We start from the raw sequence: 15,277 nt of genomic DNA on the forward strand, positions 1-15,277 counted from the left end.
GGCGTCTCAGGGCCCCGGGCTCCCCTCCCCGGGGCCTTCTCTTTTCTCCGGGAGCAAGGAACTGCCATCAATCGAGAGGCACGACGTCGGTGCCGCGGGAATCCACCGAAATGAACCGTTGCCCGTCCACAACAATTTGGTAGCGCGTGCCCGCCTGGGCGTGGATGACCGCCTGGTGTCCTTCCAGTTTAACAGGGAACGGCGAAACCACGCGGTGGGCCTCGTTGGCCGCGACTTCCAGTCGGTGCGGTTTCCCGTCCAGGGCCAGACGTAAATTCACGAGGGCGCACGGGTTGATGAAAGGCCCCTGGCGGCGTTGGAGTCGGATGTGGAAGGAGTCAGGCAGCAGTCCGGCGTAATCTCCTTCTTCGCGGGGAACCTGCATCTGTTCTCCTGCAATGAGGATTCCCTCCGCCAGGTGGTGCCAGTCGAGGGTATTGTCATAAGGGGCGAGCAGCGTCAGGGAATACGCATAAACCAGGCCGCACCACTGCACGGGCAACCCGATCCAGTTGGGTGCCCGCCAGTTGGTCGCCCCGTACACTGGAACGGTCGCATAGAGCATCACCGGGTATTCACCCCACAGATAAACAAAGGGGATGCCCGTGAGAGCCCAGCGGCGAGCCAGTTCCAGGTACTCCTTGTTGCCGGTGAGCTGGTAGCCTCGCACATAGGCGTGGACCAGATGGGCGGAAGCCAGAATGTCGGGAGTGTGCAAGGATAATTCCCAGGTCTGCGCCCCGCGGGGAGTACGAAACCGCTTCATGTATTCCAGGGTTTTGATACCTGCCTCCAGCGCCCGTCTGTTCCCTGTGAAGTAGGCGGCATCAAGGAGAAGCACCGCAAACCGCCCGCAATAGCCGCTGGCCGTGTCTTCAAAATGCCCCTTTTGGTAGGGCCCCTGATAACGAAATGAACCGTCCTCCCGCTGCTGCCGCAGAATGCTCTCCACCTGGTTTTGCGTCATCTGGAGCCACTGTTCCGCCCGACCAGTCAAGAACCAGGCGGCTTCATCCGGCAAATGCGCCCCACCAGGGACCAGTTCCGGAACCTCCGGCAACTTGCCGGAAAGTCGCCAGATTGTGGACACCATATCCACGTGAAATCTTCGCACCCAGTTGGGCTCCACGCAGTGTCCCCAACCGTTTTCATTGTGGATGGGTCCCTCTGTCAGGGCCCACAGGCACAGGTCCCTTTGGGCGTCCCGACCGCGAGGCGGTTCCGGAAGGTCGGGCAACCCCTTACGCGCAACAGCCCAAAGGATTTGCTCTTCCAGCCGGGCGTCTCCCACGCGCAGAACGGCATTGATGCGGTGGCCGCGCAATGCCATCCGGTGGTCCGTCGTGCCATCGAAAACGTTGGGAGTGGCGTAGACGGGCTGCAAATGCATGTCGTCCCACGAGAGGGCAACTCCCGTTCGATCTGTGACGAAGGCCATCAGGGGCATCGTCACTTTGATTGGATCCGGGGCAAAACGCACATGTTCTTCTGTCTCGATATCCAGCGTGGAAGAGCTCCGTTCCCCCTTGCCCAGATATTCCAGGCCAGCAAACAGTCCCTGCTGCAGAAGTCCCACGGGGCGCACCACGGGCCCCTCCACTTCATCCCCGGCCGATCCAGTTGCTTCCAAATTGAAGGCGATTTCGCCATTGTGGATGTGGATTTGGACGCGGACGCCCTCTCCCACCAGGGCGACATTATCTCCCTGATTGCTGATGGAAAGTTTGGGAACCCGAGTGATGAAGCCTGGGCCTTCCACAGCGGCGGGTGCGACGATCGGGGCTATCGCCACCACGGTTTCCTGCCCCCGACGAATGCGTGCCGCGTTATCCGGGGGTGATATCTCAAGCTGGTAGCCTCCAGGCAGGTCGCCCGGCACCGTGGTCCAGTCGGCTGAGAGCGAATCCTCGTAAATCCACACCACCCGCTGCAGGCTTTGCCCTGGCTCCGGCAACTGTATCTCAATTGCGACACCTTCGAGCACCCGGTCGCGCCGGCGGGGAACCTCGACAACTCTTTGATCCTTCGCGGGGATCTGAACCTTTCCATTTCCAGTGATCACCCAGACCAGTGTTGGTGTCTTGTTGATGAGATTGAAGCGGACGCTCTTCTCAGTAACAGTGATCTCTCCCACGGCGACGTCCAATATTTTCATCGTGGTGACACGAACACGACGAATCTCGTAAACACCGGGGGCCACCCCGGGATCGAGCCGTAATTGCTTCAGGCCACCCGGGGTGACAATTTCCACCCGATACTCGTGCCACAGTCCGTCCGCCTGGAGTGGAAAATGGCGGACCTTATCTTCACCCCATTGCGAAGATCGGCCGCAGGTCCAGTACACAGCCCCGCCTGTGGCCACCGTGGTCCGCAGCTCAACGATCACCTCGCAGGCGTCGGCGGGAATCGAAAGCGGCCGGGCCAGATACGGATCTTCCCCAAAACTCTCCACGACGAGAACGCCATCCCGGACGGACAAACGGCACTGGTTGATCGCTTGAAACCCGCCCGTGTCTGCGTCAAACGTGATGTCGATGGTCTCTCCGCGAATTCTTGGGACGGGAAGGCTGGGCCAGGTCGGGGGCGATGGCTCGCCGCAAACGCAGATCGGCAGACCCACCATCAGGAGCAGTGCGGCCAAAAAAGGACTCTTCATGAGAGGCTCCTTTCGCTGGAGGTTCAAGTGACTGCTCCGATTCAGCGTCCGATTGGGCAGGGGAATTTGTCAAGGTGTTTCAACGTCACAACATGACTTTTGGAGGCTCTTGGGCCGAGTGTTTCAAGCTTTGAACAAAGTTCTGCCCGGACAAAGTTCCGGAAAAGCCAATCATCCACAAACTGCCCCTGTTACCCCGCGAATTTTCGCGTGATGGACGGGATTTTTGACGGTTTGGCCACTTTTTCTTGGAATTTGGCATGGACCCTGCTTAAGTCTATCGGGCAAGACGTCATCCCATCGATGGGACACAGGATGAAAACTTGTCAGGTCGGTCTGCGGTGGACCGACAGCTTGTTGGTTCCTCTGGTCCTTAGTATAAGGAGCGACAGGGTGAAGCGCGTGTTGTCTCGTATCTGGCGGGAGGAAGAAGGCGTTTTGACCTTCGAATGGATCCTCCTCATCACGGTCCTCGTGATCGGTGTGGTCGGCGGTCTCAGTGCGGTCCGCGATGCCGTGATCACGGAATTGGGCGATGTGGTCGAGGCCGTCATTTCGCTCGACCAGTCCTATTACATCGCCCATCCGTGGGATGTGCAAGTGCCTGACTGTGTCGTCGATGGCGCGTCCGACTCGTCCTACACCGATTCCGCTGGTATGGATCAGGGTCGCCTGAGCACCGGTGACCTCACTCAGGATCAGCCCGCCATCGGTGATTGCGGCGACGACGTCGAAGATCCGAGCCTGTGATGCAGCCATGAGCTGAAGTCTTCGACAGCTTTGTCGGACTTCCCGTCGTCATCTGAACAACCGGCTCCGCGTGGTGTGATCGCCCCGGAGCCGGTTTTCATTTACGGCGTAGGCACGTTCCCTGACACATCCATTATCCCACCTTTGCCGCGGAACGAAATTTTTCGTCTGTCGTACCGACAATCGTGGAATGAAAATTGCGTAGGAAAGTTTGAGGGATTGAGACCGCGTACAGGTAGCTTATCTTGGGAGAACAAGTATGAAGGCGATTCGATTGATCTGGCGCCATGTGCGGCGAAGCGAGGGAGTTTTGACCTTCGAGTGGATACTGCTCATCACGCTCATTGTGATTGGGATCGTGGGCGGACTGTCAGCCACTCGGGATGCGGTCATCAGCGAACTGGGCGACGTTGTGGGCGCCCTGGTCCACATTGACCAGTCCTACACGGTATCGGCGGATGACACCGGTTGGGGCAACGCCTTCAGTTTCACAGACTCCTTGCCCGAATGTGCCGGCGAACAAAATCGCCCCACAACCGGCCGACCCGACCAGGGGCCTGTGGGCACGTGCTCCAACCCGTGACCAGCGGCCACCTGTTGCCCGGAATCAACACCCACCGGCCACACGTTTTTCTGAAGTAGCTCATGGAACCATAGTTTCGACACGTCTTTGGTTGATAACCGGAGGCTTTACGGCGATGGCCATCTCACAGCTCTGGCAACAGTCCTGGCGACGCCCTGTGGAAGTCGGTCGGTCCGCACGACCGAGGAAGCCGCGGCAATCCTTTCGAGATCGGGAGGCGCGGCGAGGTGTTCTCACTTTTGAATGGGTAATCCTCATCACACTCCTTGTGCTGGGAATTGTAGGGGCTTACACGGCGTTTCGGGACGGGGTGATCGACGAACTCGGCGATATCTGTGGCGCCGTCTTATCGGTGGACCAGTCGTTCGAAACCCACGCTCCGGACGACCTTCCCTGCGCGGGCAGTTGGGGGAGCTGGCAGGACGACGATGCCGGCCAGAACATTGAACGCGGCAGGAACTTATGACAAAAACCTTGGCCGCGGAAGACGCTACCAACGGCCCTGAAAACTTTTCCCTGGAACCAACGACTCATCCGAGTTTTGGGAGGTCTCTTCCTTGAGCATGCTGGATTCTCTCACTGTGGCGGTCGCAGTTCTCGTGATAACTCTGGGGGCGGCCATAACTGACCTGCGGGAACGGCGGATCCCCAACGTCCTGACGGTTCCCGCCATGGCGGCCGGATTGCTTTTTCACGGTCTTCTGCCATGGGGACAAGGGTGGCTGTTCGCTCTGACGGGCTTTGCGCTGGGGGCCGGACTCCTCCTGTTGCCGTACATTCTTGGCGGCGGAGGGATGGGCGACATCAAGCTGCTTGCGGCTTTGGGGACCTGGCTCGGCCCGCGGGGTCTGCTCATCGCCTTTGCTTGTGGTGTCATCGTGGGGGCAGCTTTCACCCTTGTCTGCCTGGTGACCGGAAAGTCGCTGGAAGAACTCGTCCGTCCCATGGCACGAGCCAGCCAACCTCACGACGCCGGCTCGGGTGTGGCCTCCCGAGCGAAGAGGTTCACAACGTCCAGCCGCAAGGCCCTGCCGTTTGCTGTGCCCCTGGCGGTGGGAACCTGGTTGATGGTTGCGATGGCGCTGGTGCGGGGCGGTTGGTACTGAGGCTTCCCGTCAGCAGCGAGGCGCACTTCATTTGTCATTCAATGTTTCGTTCAACTATCGGCACTGAAATTGCACAACGATTTTCACAACCGATGACAGAACCGCGAATAAGAGACCTGAGACAGGAAAGAGGACTTTTCTTCAGTCAGCAAGAGTTTGAACTTTTAGGAGGTTGTCCGTTCTCGTCTGATATCGCGTGCTGTTGTTGATTAAAAGAAACAGTCCCTGTGCTGTGTTGCTCATTTGTAACAAAGGAGACGTGGCTCAATGAAACGTATCAGTCCCGCGGGTGTGACATTTATCGTGGTGGCCATTATGGTGGGATTGGGGGCGGCCTACGCGGTTCGGCATCTCTCCCGACCTGCCGAGCAGCAGGCTAAAGCCGCCGGTCGCAAGATGGCCAAAATCGTGGTCGCCAAGTACAACCTCGGCCAGTACACACGGATTATCGACGACTACGTGGAAGAGGTGGCTGTGCCCGCCGACAAAGTCCCGGAAGGGGCGGTGACGCTGAAGTCTCGGGCACTCTACCGCCTGGCCAAGGTGACAATTCCTGCCGGCCAACCGATTCGGGAACAGGATCTTTACGAAGTGGGGGAAGTCCCCTTACTGTCCGAACGATTGCCGCCGGGTTATCGTGCCGTGACCCTGGCCGTGGATGCCAAGGCGGCGGTCAACGGCATGATTCAGCCGGAAAGCCTTGTGGACATCACGCTCACGGTGAAGAACGATCGCCCGGAATTTGGTGGGATGGCCACTCTGACACTTCTGCGGCGGGTTCGTGTGCTGGCGACCAGTCGGAACCGCTTCCCGGCCGCCGAAGACCGTCCCACTGATCTCCGTAACATCACCGTGGCGGTGACCCCCGAGCAGGCCAACAAGCTCATTTTAGCAGAAAAGTACGGTACGCTGAGCGTGGTTCTGTGCAGCCAGCAGGAGGACGGCGCGGTTCCCACAGACCATCCGGAAAACAGCGCGATTGCGGCGATTCCGACCGCCACCACCTCACCTCAGCCGGAAGCAGCGAATCAGCTCGCGGGTTCCAACCTGGTCAATATTTACACGCTCCTGGGGATCTCCCCGCTTCAGCCGCAACCCGAGACTCTCAAACCCGAGACCAAGACCGCCCAGATTTGGAGGGGAAGTGAAGTCCAGGAGGTGACGTTTGCCAGCTGGCAAATTCGGGAAGCGGAAAACGCGACCTTGGTCGCTCAGGGTCGGGAACCGCAACCGTTCACGCCGGGCGCACTGAACGGCAATGCCTCCGCGCCTAAGGCGAACAGCGAGGAGGACTGCCCGGAATGTGCTGCCAAGCGGGCGAAAGAGGCGGCCCGGGCTAGCGCCGGGAGTGCTTCGCCGACGCCGGCTCCGCATCCTGCCGTGCTCCCCGGACAGGCAAATACCGGAACGAGTGGCTACGGCCGGGTGGTGACTGTCCCGGTGGCTCGGACATCCGCCGCCAGGCCGTGATGGCGACGCAAGGTGATTTGCTTGTTGCTGACCTGCCAGACCGACGGACGCACGAAGGAACACACCAGGGCATGCTGAAGAGAGTGGAAACCGACCCATGATGAACCTGTTCTACCGACAGAGCGACACACCCGGGAATGGCCGAGGCCAGGTCTCCGCCACCTCCGACCCGCGCGAGAAATGGGAAGCCGAATTCCAGAAGCTGAAAACCCGGCTCCATCGCGAGGTGATCGAGTCGCTGGACCTTTCCCGGTTGGCCAAAATGGACGAAACACAACTCCGCCGTCATCTGCGGAACCTCACAGAGGCCGTCCTCCGCAGCCGACCGGAACTCCTCGGCAATATCGACGAGGAACGCCTGGTTGACGAGTTGATGGCGGAGTCGTTCGGCTTGGGACCACTTGAACCCTACATGCAGGATCCGGACGTCACGGACATCCTCGTCAATGGTCCCTACGAAGTGTATGTGGAGAGGTGCGGACGCCTCCAGGCAACGAACACTGTCTTTGCCGACGAGGAACACCTCCTCCAGATTATTCAGCGGATCGTTTCTCGCGTGGGACGCCGCATCGACGAGCAGAACCCGATGGTGGATGCCCGGCTGCCCGACGGTTCCCGCGTCAACGCCGTGATTCCTCCACTTTCCTTGCGTGGACCGGTCCTCTCCATCCGCCGCTTTGGGCACGAACGGCTCAAGATGGACGATCTGCTCCGTCTGGGTTCGATCTGTCCAGAAATGGTGACACTCCTTCAGGCGGCTGTGGAGGGACGGATCAACATTCTCATCAGCGGGGGAGCCGGCTCGGGAAAGACCACCCTTCTCAACAATCTCTCGGCGTTCATTCCAGAAGACGAACGTTTGGTGACGATTGAGGATTCGGCCGAGTTACGCCTCCAACGAAAACACGTGGTGAGTCTGGAAACACGCATCGCCAACGCGGAAGGCCGGGGCGAGGTGACACCCCGCGATCTGGTCCGCAACGCCCTGCGAATGCGGCCGGACAGAATTATCCTCGGCGAGGTCCGCGGCGCGGAAGCCCTCGATATGCTCCAGGCCATGAACACGGGGCACGAAGGATCCCTCACCACCATCCACGCCAACGATACCCGCGACGCTCTCTCACGCCTGGAAGTGATGGTGGGAATGGCGGGATTCGAGCTGCCAGTACCGATTGTGCGTCAGTACATCGCTTCCGCCATCACACTCGTTGTACATCTGGCGAGATTAAAAGGCGGTGTACGAAAGGTGATGCGGATCTCGGAAATTGTGGGCTTCACCAATGGGGATTATGAACTTCAGGAACTGTTTGGTTTCCGTCAGGAAGGTGTGGACGAAGAAGGGGTGGCCAAGGGACATTTCTACGCTACCGGCAACGTCCCCCGCTTTCTGACTCGCCTGGAAGAGCAGGGCATCTTCCTTCCCGAGTCGCTCTTCACAAAACGCCTCATCGAAACCACGAGCAATCGCTCTTGAAAAGGAGGTTTCCATCGATGCCATGGCATGAATGGCTGTATCCTGTTCTGACATTCACCACCGTCAGCGGACTTCTGCTTTTGATCGCACTACGCTTTCTGGGGAAACAGGCGTCCGGGCAGAAGGACCGGGAGGATTTCGATCCGGCGGACCTTGTGTATGTGTCGCCGGAAAAAGCTGCCCGAACTCGTCTGGACCGGTGGTTTTATGAACTTTTGGAAGCCGCGGGAAGCACCCTGGACCGCACCACGGCCAGCATGATCCCCGCAGCGACGGCGGTTCTGGGGGCTGCCGTGTGCCTGGTTCTCTTTGATGATTTCCTCCTGGCCATGCTCGGGACGTTGGTCGGGGCCGTGATTCCTCTGGCGTGGTGGAAGTTCCGAGCGTGGCGACGCATCACCGCGATGCGCAAGGAGCTACCCTCCACGCTGGAGCTGTTTGCTGATGCCGTGCGGAGTGGGCTGTCGCTGGAACGTGCCGCGGTCCTCGCCGCTGAAGAAAGCAAAGGCCCGCTTCAAAACGAATTCCGTTGGTGTGCCGCCCAGCTCGAACTGGGACATTCTCCCCAGCGCGTTATGGAACGCATGTCTTACCGGATTCCGCTGCCGGAATTTCGGATTTTTGCCACCGCAGTCCTGGTTCATCGCCGAACCGGAGGCGATCTCGCCAATCTCGCCAGTCGGCTCGCCCGATCGGCGCGGGAACGCTCGGAATTTCGTGGACATATGAAGGCGGTCACCGCGGGCAGTCGGCTTTCCGTCCTCGGATTGACTGTGGGGATTCTCATCGCGGTGGCGGTGCTGGGCTGGTCCCGGCCGGAATACATCCAGCAGTTCCTAACCCATCCCCGCGGGCCAACCTTACTTGGTATCGCAGGATGCCTGCAACTGGTGGGGCTGCTGTGGGTGTGGCGCATTCTCCAGGTGAAATACTGAACTCCAGGGCTTGTCATCCGAACAGCTTTTCGGCTTGTGGATTGTCGGATTAAGAAAACTCGTCGACTCATCATATTCGCTGAGGTATCCACTCTATGACGCCGATCGATCTGGGAGCCTTGAACGAGATTATCGCCTTCTGGAACGACTGGGGACTTTCCCTGTTGACCTTTCTGAGCGTCGTCGTCATCGCCCTGCTGGCGCGAAGAATCTGGCTGTGGGCACGGACGAAGAACCCCACGGATAGCGCCTCCATAAAGCCCCCAATTCTTGACCCCGAACTGGAAGATGAGGGCGCTTTCGGGGCTTTAACACCGGCATTGGCTGCCCAGATTCCGGAATCCGCCAAGGAAACAAGGGATTTTCAGCTTCTCTTAAAGCAGGCAGGATTTTACCATCCCGCAGCGCGCAACACGATCTACGCTTTTCGATTCCTGCTGCTGGTCACGCCGCTTATCATCGCCGGGGTGTGTGCCGTTCTGGCCGATCCCCAGTGGACCTGGCACATTCTCGGGGTGGGACTTTTCAGCGGCGTGGTGCTGTCGATTATTCCCAGGCTTTATGTGTACTTCCGGCGGAAGACGCGGTACGAGGAGATTCGCAGCGGCCTGGCCGACACGGTTGACATGCTCAGCATGTGTTTGACGGGCGGCCTCAATCTCCTGGATAGTCTGGAACATGTGGCTGGCCAGATGGGGGCCTACCCTGCACTTGCTGAGGAACTCAGGCTCGTCAAACGGCAGGCCGAGGTGAGCAGCCTCAAGCTGGCCCTCGAGGACCTCACCCGGCGGGTGGATCTGCCCGAGATGCGTCAGCTCGCCGCCGTACTTGCCCGGGGAACCCAATTGGGCAGCCAGCTCGCCAGCTCGCTTCACGATCACGCGGATCATCTCCGCGTCTCGTTGCGGCAAGCGGCACTTGCGCGAGCCAACAAGGCCCCGGTCAAGCTCGTGCTCCCGATTTTGTTCTGCCTGGCGCCGGCCGCTCTGATTATCCTCACAGCTCCGGCTATACTGGAGTTGCGGAATTTCTTTGTGGCGGATACCCAGACCAGTCCGGCTGCGCAGGGTGTAACGTTCGGAACCAATACCGTCATCGAAGCGATGAAACAGCTTGATCAAAAGGTGAATGTGGCTGTGCCTGTTGTTTCCGGGCAAGCGCCGTTGCCGGAGTGATGTCCGCTCTGGATGGGCAAATTCGCCAAATTCGACAAAACCGACAGAGAAGCACCGCCCCAGTATGTGGGGCGGTTTTGTTTTCTGGAGCCCCGAGTTTCCTCGCCACAAGCCTTCCATCCCTCACGAAGCCAATCCCCTGGCGGGTAAGCTGCCTTCCCAGCGGATCGTATCCGCCGGACCGTAAAACCGCCAAACCCCGCCCCTTTCACGCGACTCTCACTGCCAAATATAAGCTAAGTTTTTTTGTGGAAGGAAGAAATTCTTCTCGCCATCCGCAATTTTGACGCACCTCAGGTGGCGATCATTGGCTTCGGCCTCTGAGGTGAAGTTTTCGGCAAGGGCTTGTGTTGGTTCAGTGGGGTGGAATGCGGAATGCCACCCTGGGTATCTGAAAAAGTTGGCTTCAAGAGGTTGTAAGGAGTTAACCGGCGAATGGGTCAGCTTCCGACTATGCGACCGATGGCTCCAACGGCGAGGACGTCGGAAACGCGCCTCTCGTTTGATGAACTCAAGCAGCGAATCCACAGCAAGCTGGTGGATAAACTCGATCTTTCCAAAATCGGCCAGCTTGAAGGCGAGGTGCTCCGCCGGGAAATCCGCCTTCTGGTGGAGCATCTCTGCGACAGCGAAAACACAATGCTTAACCGCTCCGAGCGAGAGCGGCTGATCGACGAGGTGCTGGATGAAACCTTCGGCCTGGGACCGCTCGAATCGCTGCTCAAGGATCCCACGATCAGCGACATCCTCATTAACGGTCCCAAAAACGTGTATGTGGAACGTCGCGGAAAGCTGGAAAAAACGAACGTCACATTCCGCGACAACGAGCATCTCCTCCAGATCATTGACCGCATCATATCCAAAGTGGGCCGGCGTGTGGATGAGACCTGTCCCATGGTCGATGCCCGCATGCCGGACGGCTCTCGTTTCAACGCCATCATTCCGCCACTGGCGCTTGATGGACCGGCGGTGTCCATCCGTCGGTTTGGTCGGAATCCTCTCAAGCTGGAGGATTTGCTCAACCTGAAGGCCCTCACCCCGGAAATGGTGATGCTGCTGGAAGGCGCTATCAAAGCCCGGCTGAATATCATCATCGCCGGTGGTACAGGTTCCGGTAAAACGACGCTGCTCAATGTTCTCTCCAGTTTTATTCCCAATAACGAACGTATTGTGACGATCGAAGACGCCGCGGAATTGCAGCTCCAGCAGGAACACGTCGTACGGTTGGAGACGCGGCCTCCCAATATTGAAGGGAAGGGGGCGATTACGGCCACCGACCTGGTCCGCAACGCCCTGCGTATGCGGCCGGAGCGGATCATCATCGGTGAGTGCCGTGGTCCCGAAGCCCTCGACATGCTCCAGGCCATGAATACCGGTCACGAGGGTTCGATGACCACGCTCCACGCGAACTCGCCGCGGGATGCCCTCGCCCGGCTGGAAACCATGATCATGATGGCCGGTTTTGAACTGCCACTTAAGGCCATGCGGACACAGATTGCCAGCGCGGTGAATTTGCTCATTCAGGCCAACCGACTCCAGGGGGGTGTGCGGCGCGTCACGCACATCACGGAAGTGGTGGGTATGGAGCAGGATACGATCATCACCCAGGACATTTTCCGATTTGAGCAGGATGGCGTGGATGAAAAAGGTCGGGCCTATGGAAAATTCGTGGCCACCGGTGTGCGTCCGACCTTCATGCCGCGTCTGGAGGCGCGGGGAATTCGGCTGCCGCCCACCATCTTCCGGCAGCGAGTCATGATGGAGGCCTGACCGTCCTCGCACGACCTGCGGCAGTTGCAGGGACCCAAACAACAACTCAGCATGTTTTGCCAGAAATCCAAGGCCCAGGTGAGTTGAAATATGGTGCATCCAACCTTGCTGATCGGGATCGCCGTTTTTGTGGCGGTGTCGGCTCTCATTCTGGGAGCCGCTACGCTCTTTGGCCATCGCTCCGAGGATCGCCTGCAAACGCGTTTGGAGACGTTCACCCGCCGCCCCCAGCGCGGTCAGGAAGGCGCGGCTAGCCAGAAAATCCTCGCGGAAAGCATCCATCAAAAAGAGAATTTCTTGGATCAGCTTCTGGAACGCTTTCCCAGTGTTTACCGCCTCGTCGAACAGGCAGACGTGCCGATTTCTCCAGGCCGACTGCTCCTGGTCAGTCTCGCGTTGATGGCCGGCGCCGTGGTCGCCACGGTTGTCTTTCGACTACCCTGGACCGTGGGGGCGATCATGGTGCCCGGTCTGGGATGCCTGCCCCTTCTCTGGCTTTTGTGGCGGCGCAAGCGCCGCTTGAAGGCCTTTGCTGCCCAACTTCCGGAGGCACTCGATATGCTGGCCCGTTCCCTGCGGGCAGGGCAGAGCCTGGCATCTGGTTTCGGGCTTGTCGCGAAAGAAGTGCCAGCACCTCTGGGAAAAGAGTTCGGACGGGTTTTCGATGAACAAAACCTTGGTGTCCCCCTGGAGGAGTCGCTGCGTGATCTCGCTGACCGAATTCCCAACATGGACCTGAAATTCTTCGCCACGGCGGTGGTGCTCCAGCGGCAGACCGGCGGTGACCTCGCTGAAATCCTCGATCGAATCAGCAGCCTCATCCGCGAAAGGTTTAACATCTGGGGGCAGGTTCAGGCCCTGACCGGCGAAGGCCGGTTATCGGGAATCGTCCTCATGGCTTTGCCGGTGGTTATATTCCTGGCCGTTTATTATCTCAATCGCGACTATGTGATGATGTTATTCACCGATCCACTGGGCAAGAAAATGCTGGCCACGGCGATTGTCATGCAGGTTATTGGGGCGCTGGTGATTCGCAAGATTGTCAATATTAAAGTATGAGTATTTTGGATATACATTTTCGTTGCGATTGGTAGAGACATATGTGAAAAGTTTATGGATTTCATGCCATGACGGATAATCTGATAATCATTGCCCAGAGTCTGGATTTTGCCGTGCTGCTGCCCTACGCGGTCTTCGGGATGTTCGCTGCACTGGCGTTCTGGGTACTGGAGTTCCTCACCGGTCGCCAGCCGCGAAGGGTCGAAAGGATCCAGGAGCTAGCGCGGACACCCCGTCAGCGGATGACATCCGATGAACTGGCCCAGCGACCTGCGAGTAAACTGACCGAGGTTTTGGAAAAAGCGACGCCCGCGCTGGCAAAGCCGCTGGAACCTAAATCCGAAGTGGAACGTAGCCGCCTGAAACAGCGTCTCGCGGAAGCCGGATTCCGTGGCGACAAAGCTGTTCAAATCTTTCTGGGCCTCAAATTCGCAGCACTCCTGGGTGGATTTTTGCTGGGCGGTTCGGTGAGCCTGGGGTTGTGGGGTTTGTCGAGAAGCACGACCACGTCCGCCGTGATCATCGGAGGACTGGCCTTTTATGTGCCGGATCTCGTATTGTGGTTCATTGGAAAAAAACGCAAGGAGGCCATTTTTCTCGGGCTGCCGGATGCCCTTGACCTGCTCGTGGTTTGTGTGGAGGCGGGGCTGGGCCTGGATCAGGCCATGCGAAAGGTCACGGAAGAATTGGCCAGTTCACATCCGGTGATCGCCAAGGAATTCGCGCTGGCCAACCTCCAGTTGCAGATGGGGCGTCCCCGCGCGGAGGTCCTCCACGAGATGGGAGTCCGCACAGGCGTACAGGACATGCGCGCTCTGGCGGCCGTTATCATCCAGGCGGAAAAATTTGGCTCGAGTATCGCTCAGGCCCTTCGCGCTCAAAGTGAATCAATGCGGACACGCCGTCGCCAGATGGCGGAGGAGCGGGCTCAGAAAACCGCCGTCAAATTGATTTTCCCCCTTGTGCTGTTCATTTTCCCAGGGATCTTCGTGGTGCTTGTGGGACCGGCGGCCATCACGATGATCCGCGAACTCTTCCCGATGATGGCCGGTCGATGAGTGGCGCCTCGTCTCGGAGTTTGCCAGGCTCGACCCATCGGAAGTGGCGATAGGCGCACGATAGGTCACGACGGCGGCAACCTCCCAGCAACCCGGCGCTGCCTGAGAGCAAAACACAAAACCGCACTCGGCCGGCAACTCTCGATATGCTGTCGGGGCGTTTCATGAATTTCCTCGACCGCAATCGGATCGATTTGGCCATGCTGCCATGTATTGCCGGGGCGATTAATGAATCGCCCCTACCGGTGAATCCGCCTCGTGCCCGAGGCAAAACGCAGGATCTCGCCCGCGGACGTGACGAGCACGTCCCTCCGACGTTGTCGGGGCCATTCATGAATTGCCCCTACCAGTGCACAGCCTCTCGTGGCCGCAGCAAAACGCAGTGCCATTTGACGCGGTGGAACGCATCCCTGCAAAGGACGCCGTGGAAGGCGTCTCTTCAAGGGACGCGGTGGCGCGCGTCCCTCGAAAGATTGGGTTGCAGGGTCGGGTTCCACCTGAGCCCACCTGCCTGCTCACGGGACGGATTGGAGGGCGCGGTTTCACCCGGGTTATGGAAATCCTGCGGGGAAGGCCTTTTTCAATCGCTTGGTCGGTGCTACTGTCCGCGCGATCTGGGACCAGCCCAACGGGTGGTTTGCCACCGCATGGGTGGTGCCGTTCCAACTGGAAAGGTGTTATAATGGTCCGCGTGGAGGGACGCGATGTGGGGCACCGCACCCGGGAGGAAGTGCCCGTCTCGCACGATTGGGCTCTCGTTTTTGTGAAACAATCTGCTCGAAAGGAGCCGGACCATGGTCTCGCCCGAAATGTTGCGCCGCTATCCGTACTTCGCCAAAATCAGCGAAGAATCCCTCAAGGAAATCGCCATGATGGCCGAGGAGCGGTCTTATCCCGCCGGACTTCAACTTTTTAATGAGGGCGATCCGGCCGACTATCTCAACATCATTGTCGAGGGCGAGGTGCAGATTCAGTATCAGCTCGGCAATGGGGAGAAGCGGACGGTGGATACGCTGGTCCCCGGCGACATCCTGGTATGGTCGGCCCTTATCGAACCTTACCGGACGACCGCGATCGGAACGACTTCCAAACCGACGAAAGTCATCGCCATCAAGGCCAAGCCGTTACGGGAACTCTGCGATCGTGATCCAATGGTCGGTTACCAGTTGACACGCGAAATCGCCAAGCTCCTGGCCCATCGCCTGGAGAGCGCACGCGTTCAGTTGGCGGCCGCTTGAGAG

General features: G+C 58.9%; 13 protein-coding genes. 12 read left to right on the forward strand and 1 reads right to left on the reverse strand.

Annotated features, from left to right (window positions below; all coding sequences use genetic code 11):
• Positions 1-67: 67 nt before the first annotated feature.
• Positions 68-2,656: a glycoside hydrolase family protein gene (locus THTE_RS03645; RefSeq protein ID WP_095414155.1), complete on the reverse strand. Its 2,589-nt coding sequence runs from the start codon at positions 2,654-2,656 to the stop codon at positions 68-70.
• A 393-nt stretch (positions 2,657-3,049) separates the two neighbouring features.
• On the opposite strand from THTE_RS03645, the gene THTE_RS03650 reads away from it, so the two are divergent.
• The 12 genes from THTE_RS03650 (at position 3,050) to THTE_RS03705 (ending at position 15,274) form a co-directional block, all read left to right on the forward strand.
• On the forward strand, positions 3,050-3,406 hold the full coding sequence (locus tag THTE_RS03650) for a Flp family type IVb pilin (protein ID WP_095414156.1): 357 nt from the start codon (positions 3,050-3,052) through the stop codon (positions 3,404-3,406).
• A gap of 259 nt (positions 3,407-3,665) precedes the next feature.
• Positions 3,666-3,989 carry a hypothetical protein gene (locus THTE_RS03655; RefSeq protein ID WP_095414157.1) on the forward strand — a complete coding sequence of 108 codons (324 nt, stop codon included), beginning with the start codon at positions 3,666-3,668 and terminating at the stop codon, positions 3,987-3,989.
• Positions 3,990-4,104: 115 nt separating this feature from the next.
• Positions 4,105-4,455: a hypothetical protein gene (locus THTE_RS03660; protein WP_095414158.1), complete on the forward strand. Its 351-nt coding sequence runs from the start codon at positions 4,105-4,107 to the stop codon at positions 4,453-4,455.
• A gap of 97 nt (positions 4,456-4,552) precedes the next feature.
• The gene (locus THTE_RS03665) at positions 4,553-5,095 is read left to right on the forward strand and encodes an A24 family peptidase (RefSeq protein WP_095414159.1); all 543 of its coding nucleotides are present in this window, start codon (positions 4,553-4,555) and stop codon (positions 5,093-5,095) included.
• A 267-nt stretch (positions 5,096-5,362) separates the two neighbouring features.
• A complete protein-coding gene (gene cpaB, locus THTE_RS03670; protein ID WP_095414160.1) occupies positions 5,363-6,565 on the forward strand; it encodes a Flp pilus assembly protein CpaB in 1,203 nt (400 codons plus the stop codon).
• 97 nt (positions 6,566-6,662) lie between these two features.
• Positions 6,663-8,039: a TadA family conjugal transfer-associated ATPase gene (locus THTE_RS03675; protein WP_237260194.1), complete on the forward strand. Its 1,377-nt coding sequence runs from the start codon at positions 6,663-6,665 to the stop codon at positions 8,037-8,039.
• 17 nt (positions 8,040-8,056) lie between these two features.
• Positions 8,057-8,974, forward strand: coding sequence for a type II secretion system F family protein (locus tag THTE_RS03680; RefSeq protein WP_095414161.1), 918 nt, complete (start codon positions 8,057-8,059; stop codon positions 8,972-8,974).
• A 95-nt stretch (positions 8,975-9,069) separates the two neighbouring features.
• On the forward strand, positions 9,070-10,149 hold the full coding sequence (locus THTE_RS03685) for a type II secretion system F family protein (protein ID WP_095414162.1): 1,080 nt from the start codon (positions 9,070-9,072) through the stop codon (positions 10,147-10,149).
• Between the two features lie 453 nt (positions 10,150-10,602).
• Positions 10,603-11,919, forward strand: a complete 1,317-nt coding sequence (locus THTE_RS03690) for an ATPase, T2SS/T4P/T4SS family (protein ID WP_095416756.1) — start codon at positions 10,603-10,605, stop codon at positions 11,917-11,919.
• Between the two features lie 90 nt (positions 11,920-12,009).
• A complete protein-coding gene (locus THTE_RS03695) occupies positions 12,010-12,978 on the forward strand; it encodes a type II secretion system F family protein (RefSeq protein WP_095414163.1) in 969 nt (322 codons plus the stop codon).
• Positions 12,979-13,046: 68 nt separating this feature from the next.
• Positions 13,047-14,036: a type II secretion system F family protein gene (locus tag THTE_RS03700; RefSeq protein WP_095414164.1), complete on the forward strand. Its 990-nt coding sequence runs from the start codon at positions 13,047-13,049 to the stop codon at positions 14,034-14,036.
• A gap of 794 nt (positions 14,037-14,830) precedes the next feature.
• Positions 14,831-15,274: a Crp/Fnr family transcriptional regulator gene (locus THTE_RS03705; RefSeq protein WP_095414165.1), complete on the forward strand. Its 444-nt coding sequence runs from the start codon at positions 14,831-14,833 to the stop codon at positions 15,272-15,274.
• Positions 15,275-15,277: the final 3 nt, after the last annotated feature.

The sequence above is a fragment of the Thermogutta terrifontis genome, from assembly GCF_002277955.1.
Taxonomy (GTDB): Bacteria; Planctomycetota; Planctomycetia; order Pirellulales; family Thermoguttaceae; genus Thermogutta; species Thermogutta terrifontis.

What these genes read in the sequence shown, in the direction of transcription:
- THTE_RS03645 (WP_095414155.1), bottom strand. Translation starts at nt 2,656, where the DNA reads ATGAAGAGTCCTTTTTTGGCCGCACTGCTCCTGATGGTGGGTCTGCCG.
- THTE_RS03655 (WP_095414157.1), top strand. Translation starts at nt 3,666, where the DNA reads ATGAAGGCGATTCGATTGATCTGGCGCCATGTGCGGCGAAGCGAGGGA.
- THTE_RS03660 (WP_095414158.1), top strand. Translation starts at nt 4,105, where the DNA reads ATGGCCATCTCACAGCTCTGGCAACAGTCCTGGCGACGCCCTGTGGAA.
- THTE_RS03665 (WP_095414159.1), top strand. Translation starts at nt 4,553, where the DNA reads ATGCTGGATTCTCTCACTGTGGCGGTCGCAGTTCTCGTGATAACTCTG.
- cpaB (WP_095414160.1), top strand. Translation starts at nt 5,363, where the DNA reads ATGAAACGTATCAGTCCCGCGGGTGTGACATTTATCGTGGTGGCCATT.
- THTE_RS03675 (WP_237260194.1), top strand. Translation starts at nt 6,663, where the DNA reads ATGATGAACCTGTTCTACCGACAGAGCGACACACCCGGGAATGGCCGA.
- THTE_RS03680 (WP_095414161.1), top strand. Translation starts at nt 8,057, where the DNA reads ATGCCATGGCATGAATGGCTGTATCCTGTTCTGACATTCACCACCGTC.
- THTE_RS03685 (WP_095414162.1), top strand. Translation starts at nt 9,070, where the DNA reads ATGACGCCGATCGATCTGGGAGCCTTGAACGAGATTATCGCCTTCTGG.
- THTE_RS03690 (WP_095416756.1), top strand. Translation starts at nt 10,603, where the DNA reads ATGCGACCGATGGCTCCAACGGCGAGGACGTCGGAAACGCGCCTCTCG.
- THTE_RS03695 (WP_095414163.1), top strand. Translation starts at nt 12,010, where the DNA reads ATGGTGCATCCAACCTTGCTGATCGGGATCGCCGTTTTTGTGGCGGTG.
- THTE_RS03700 (WP_095414164.1), top strand. Translation starts at nt 13,047, where the DNA reads ATGACGGATAATCTGATAATCATTGCCCAGAGTCTGGATTTTGCCGTG.
- THTE_RS03705 (WP_095414165.1), top strand. Translation starts at nt 14,831, where the DNA reads ATGGTCTCGCCCGAAATGTTGCGCCGCTATCCGTACTTCGCCAAAATC.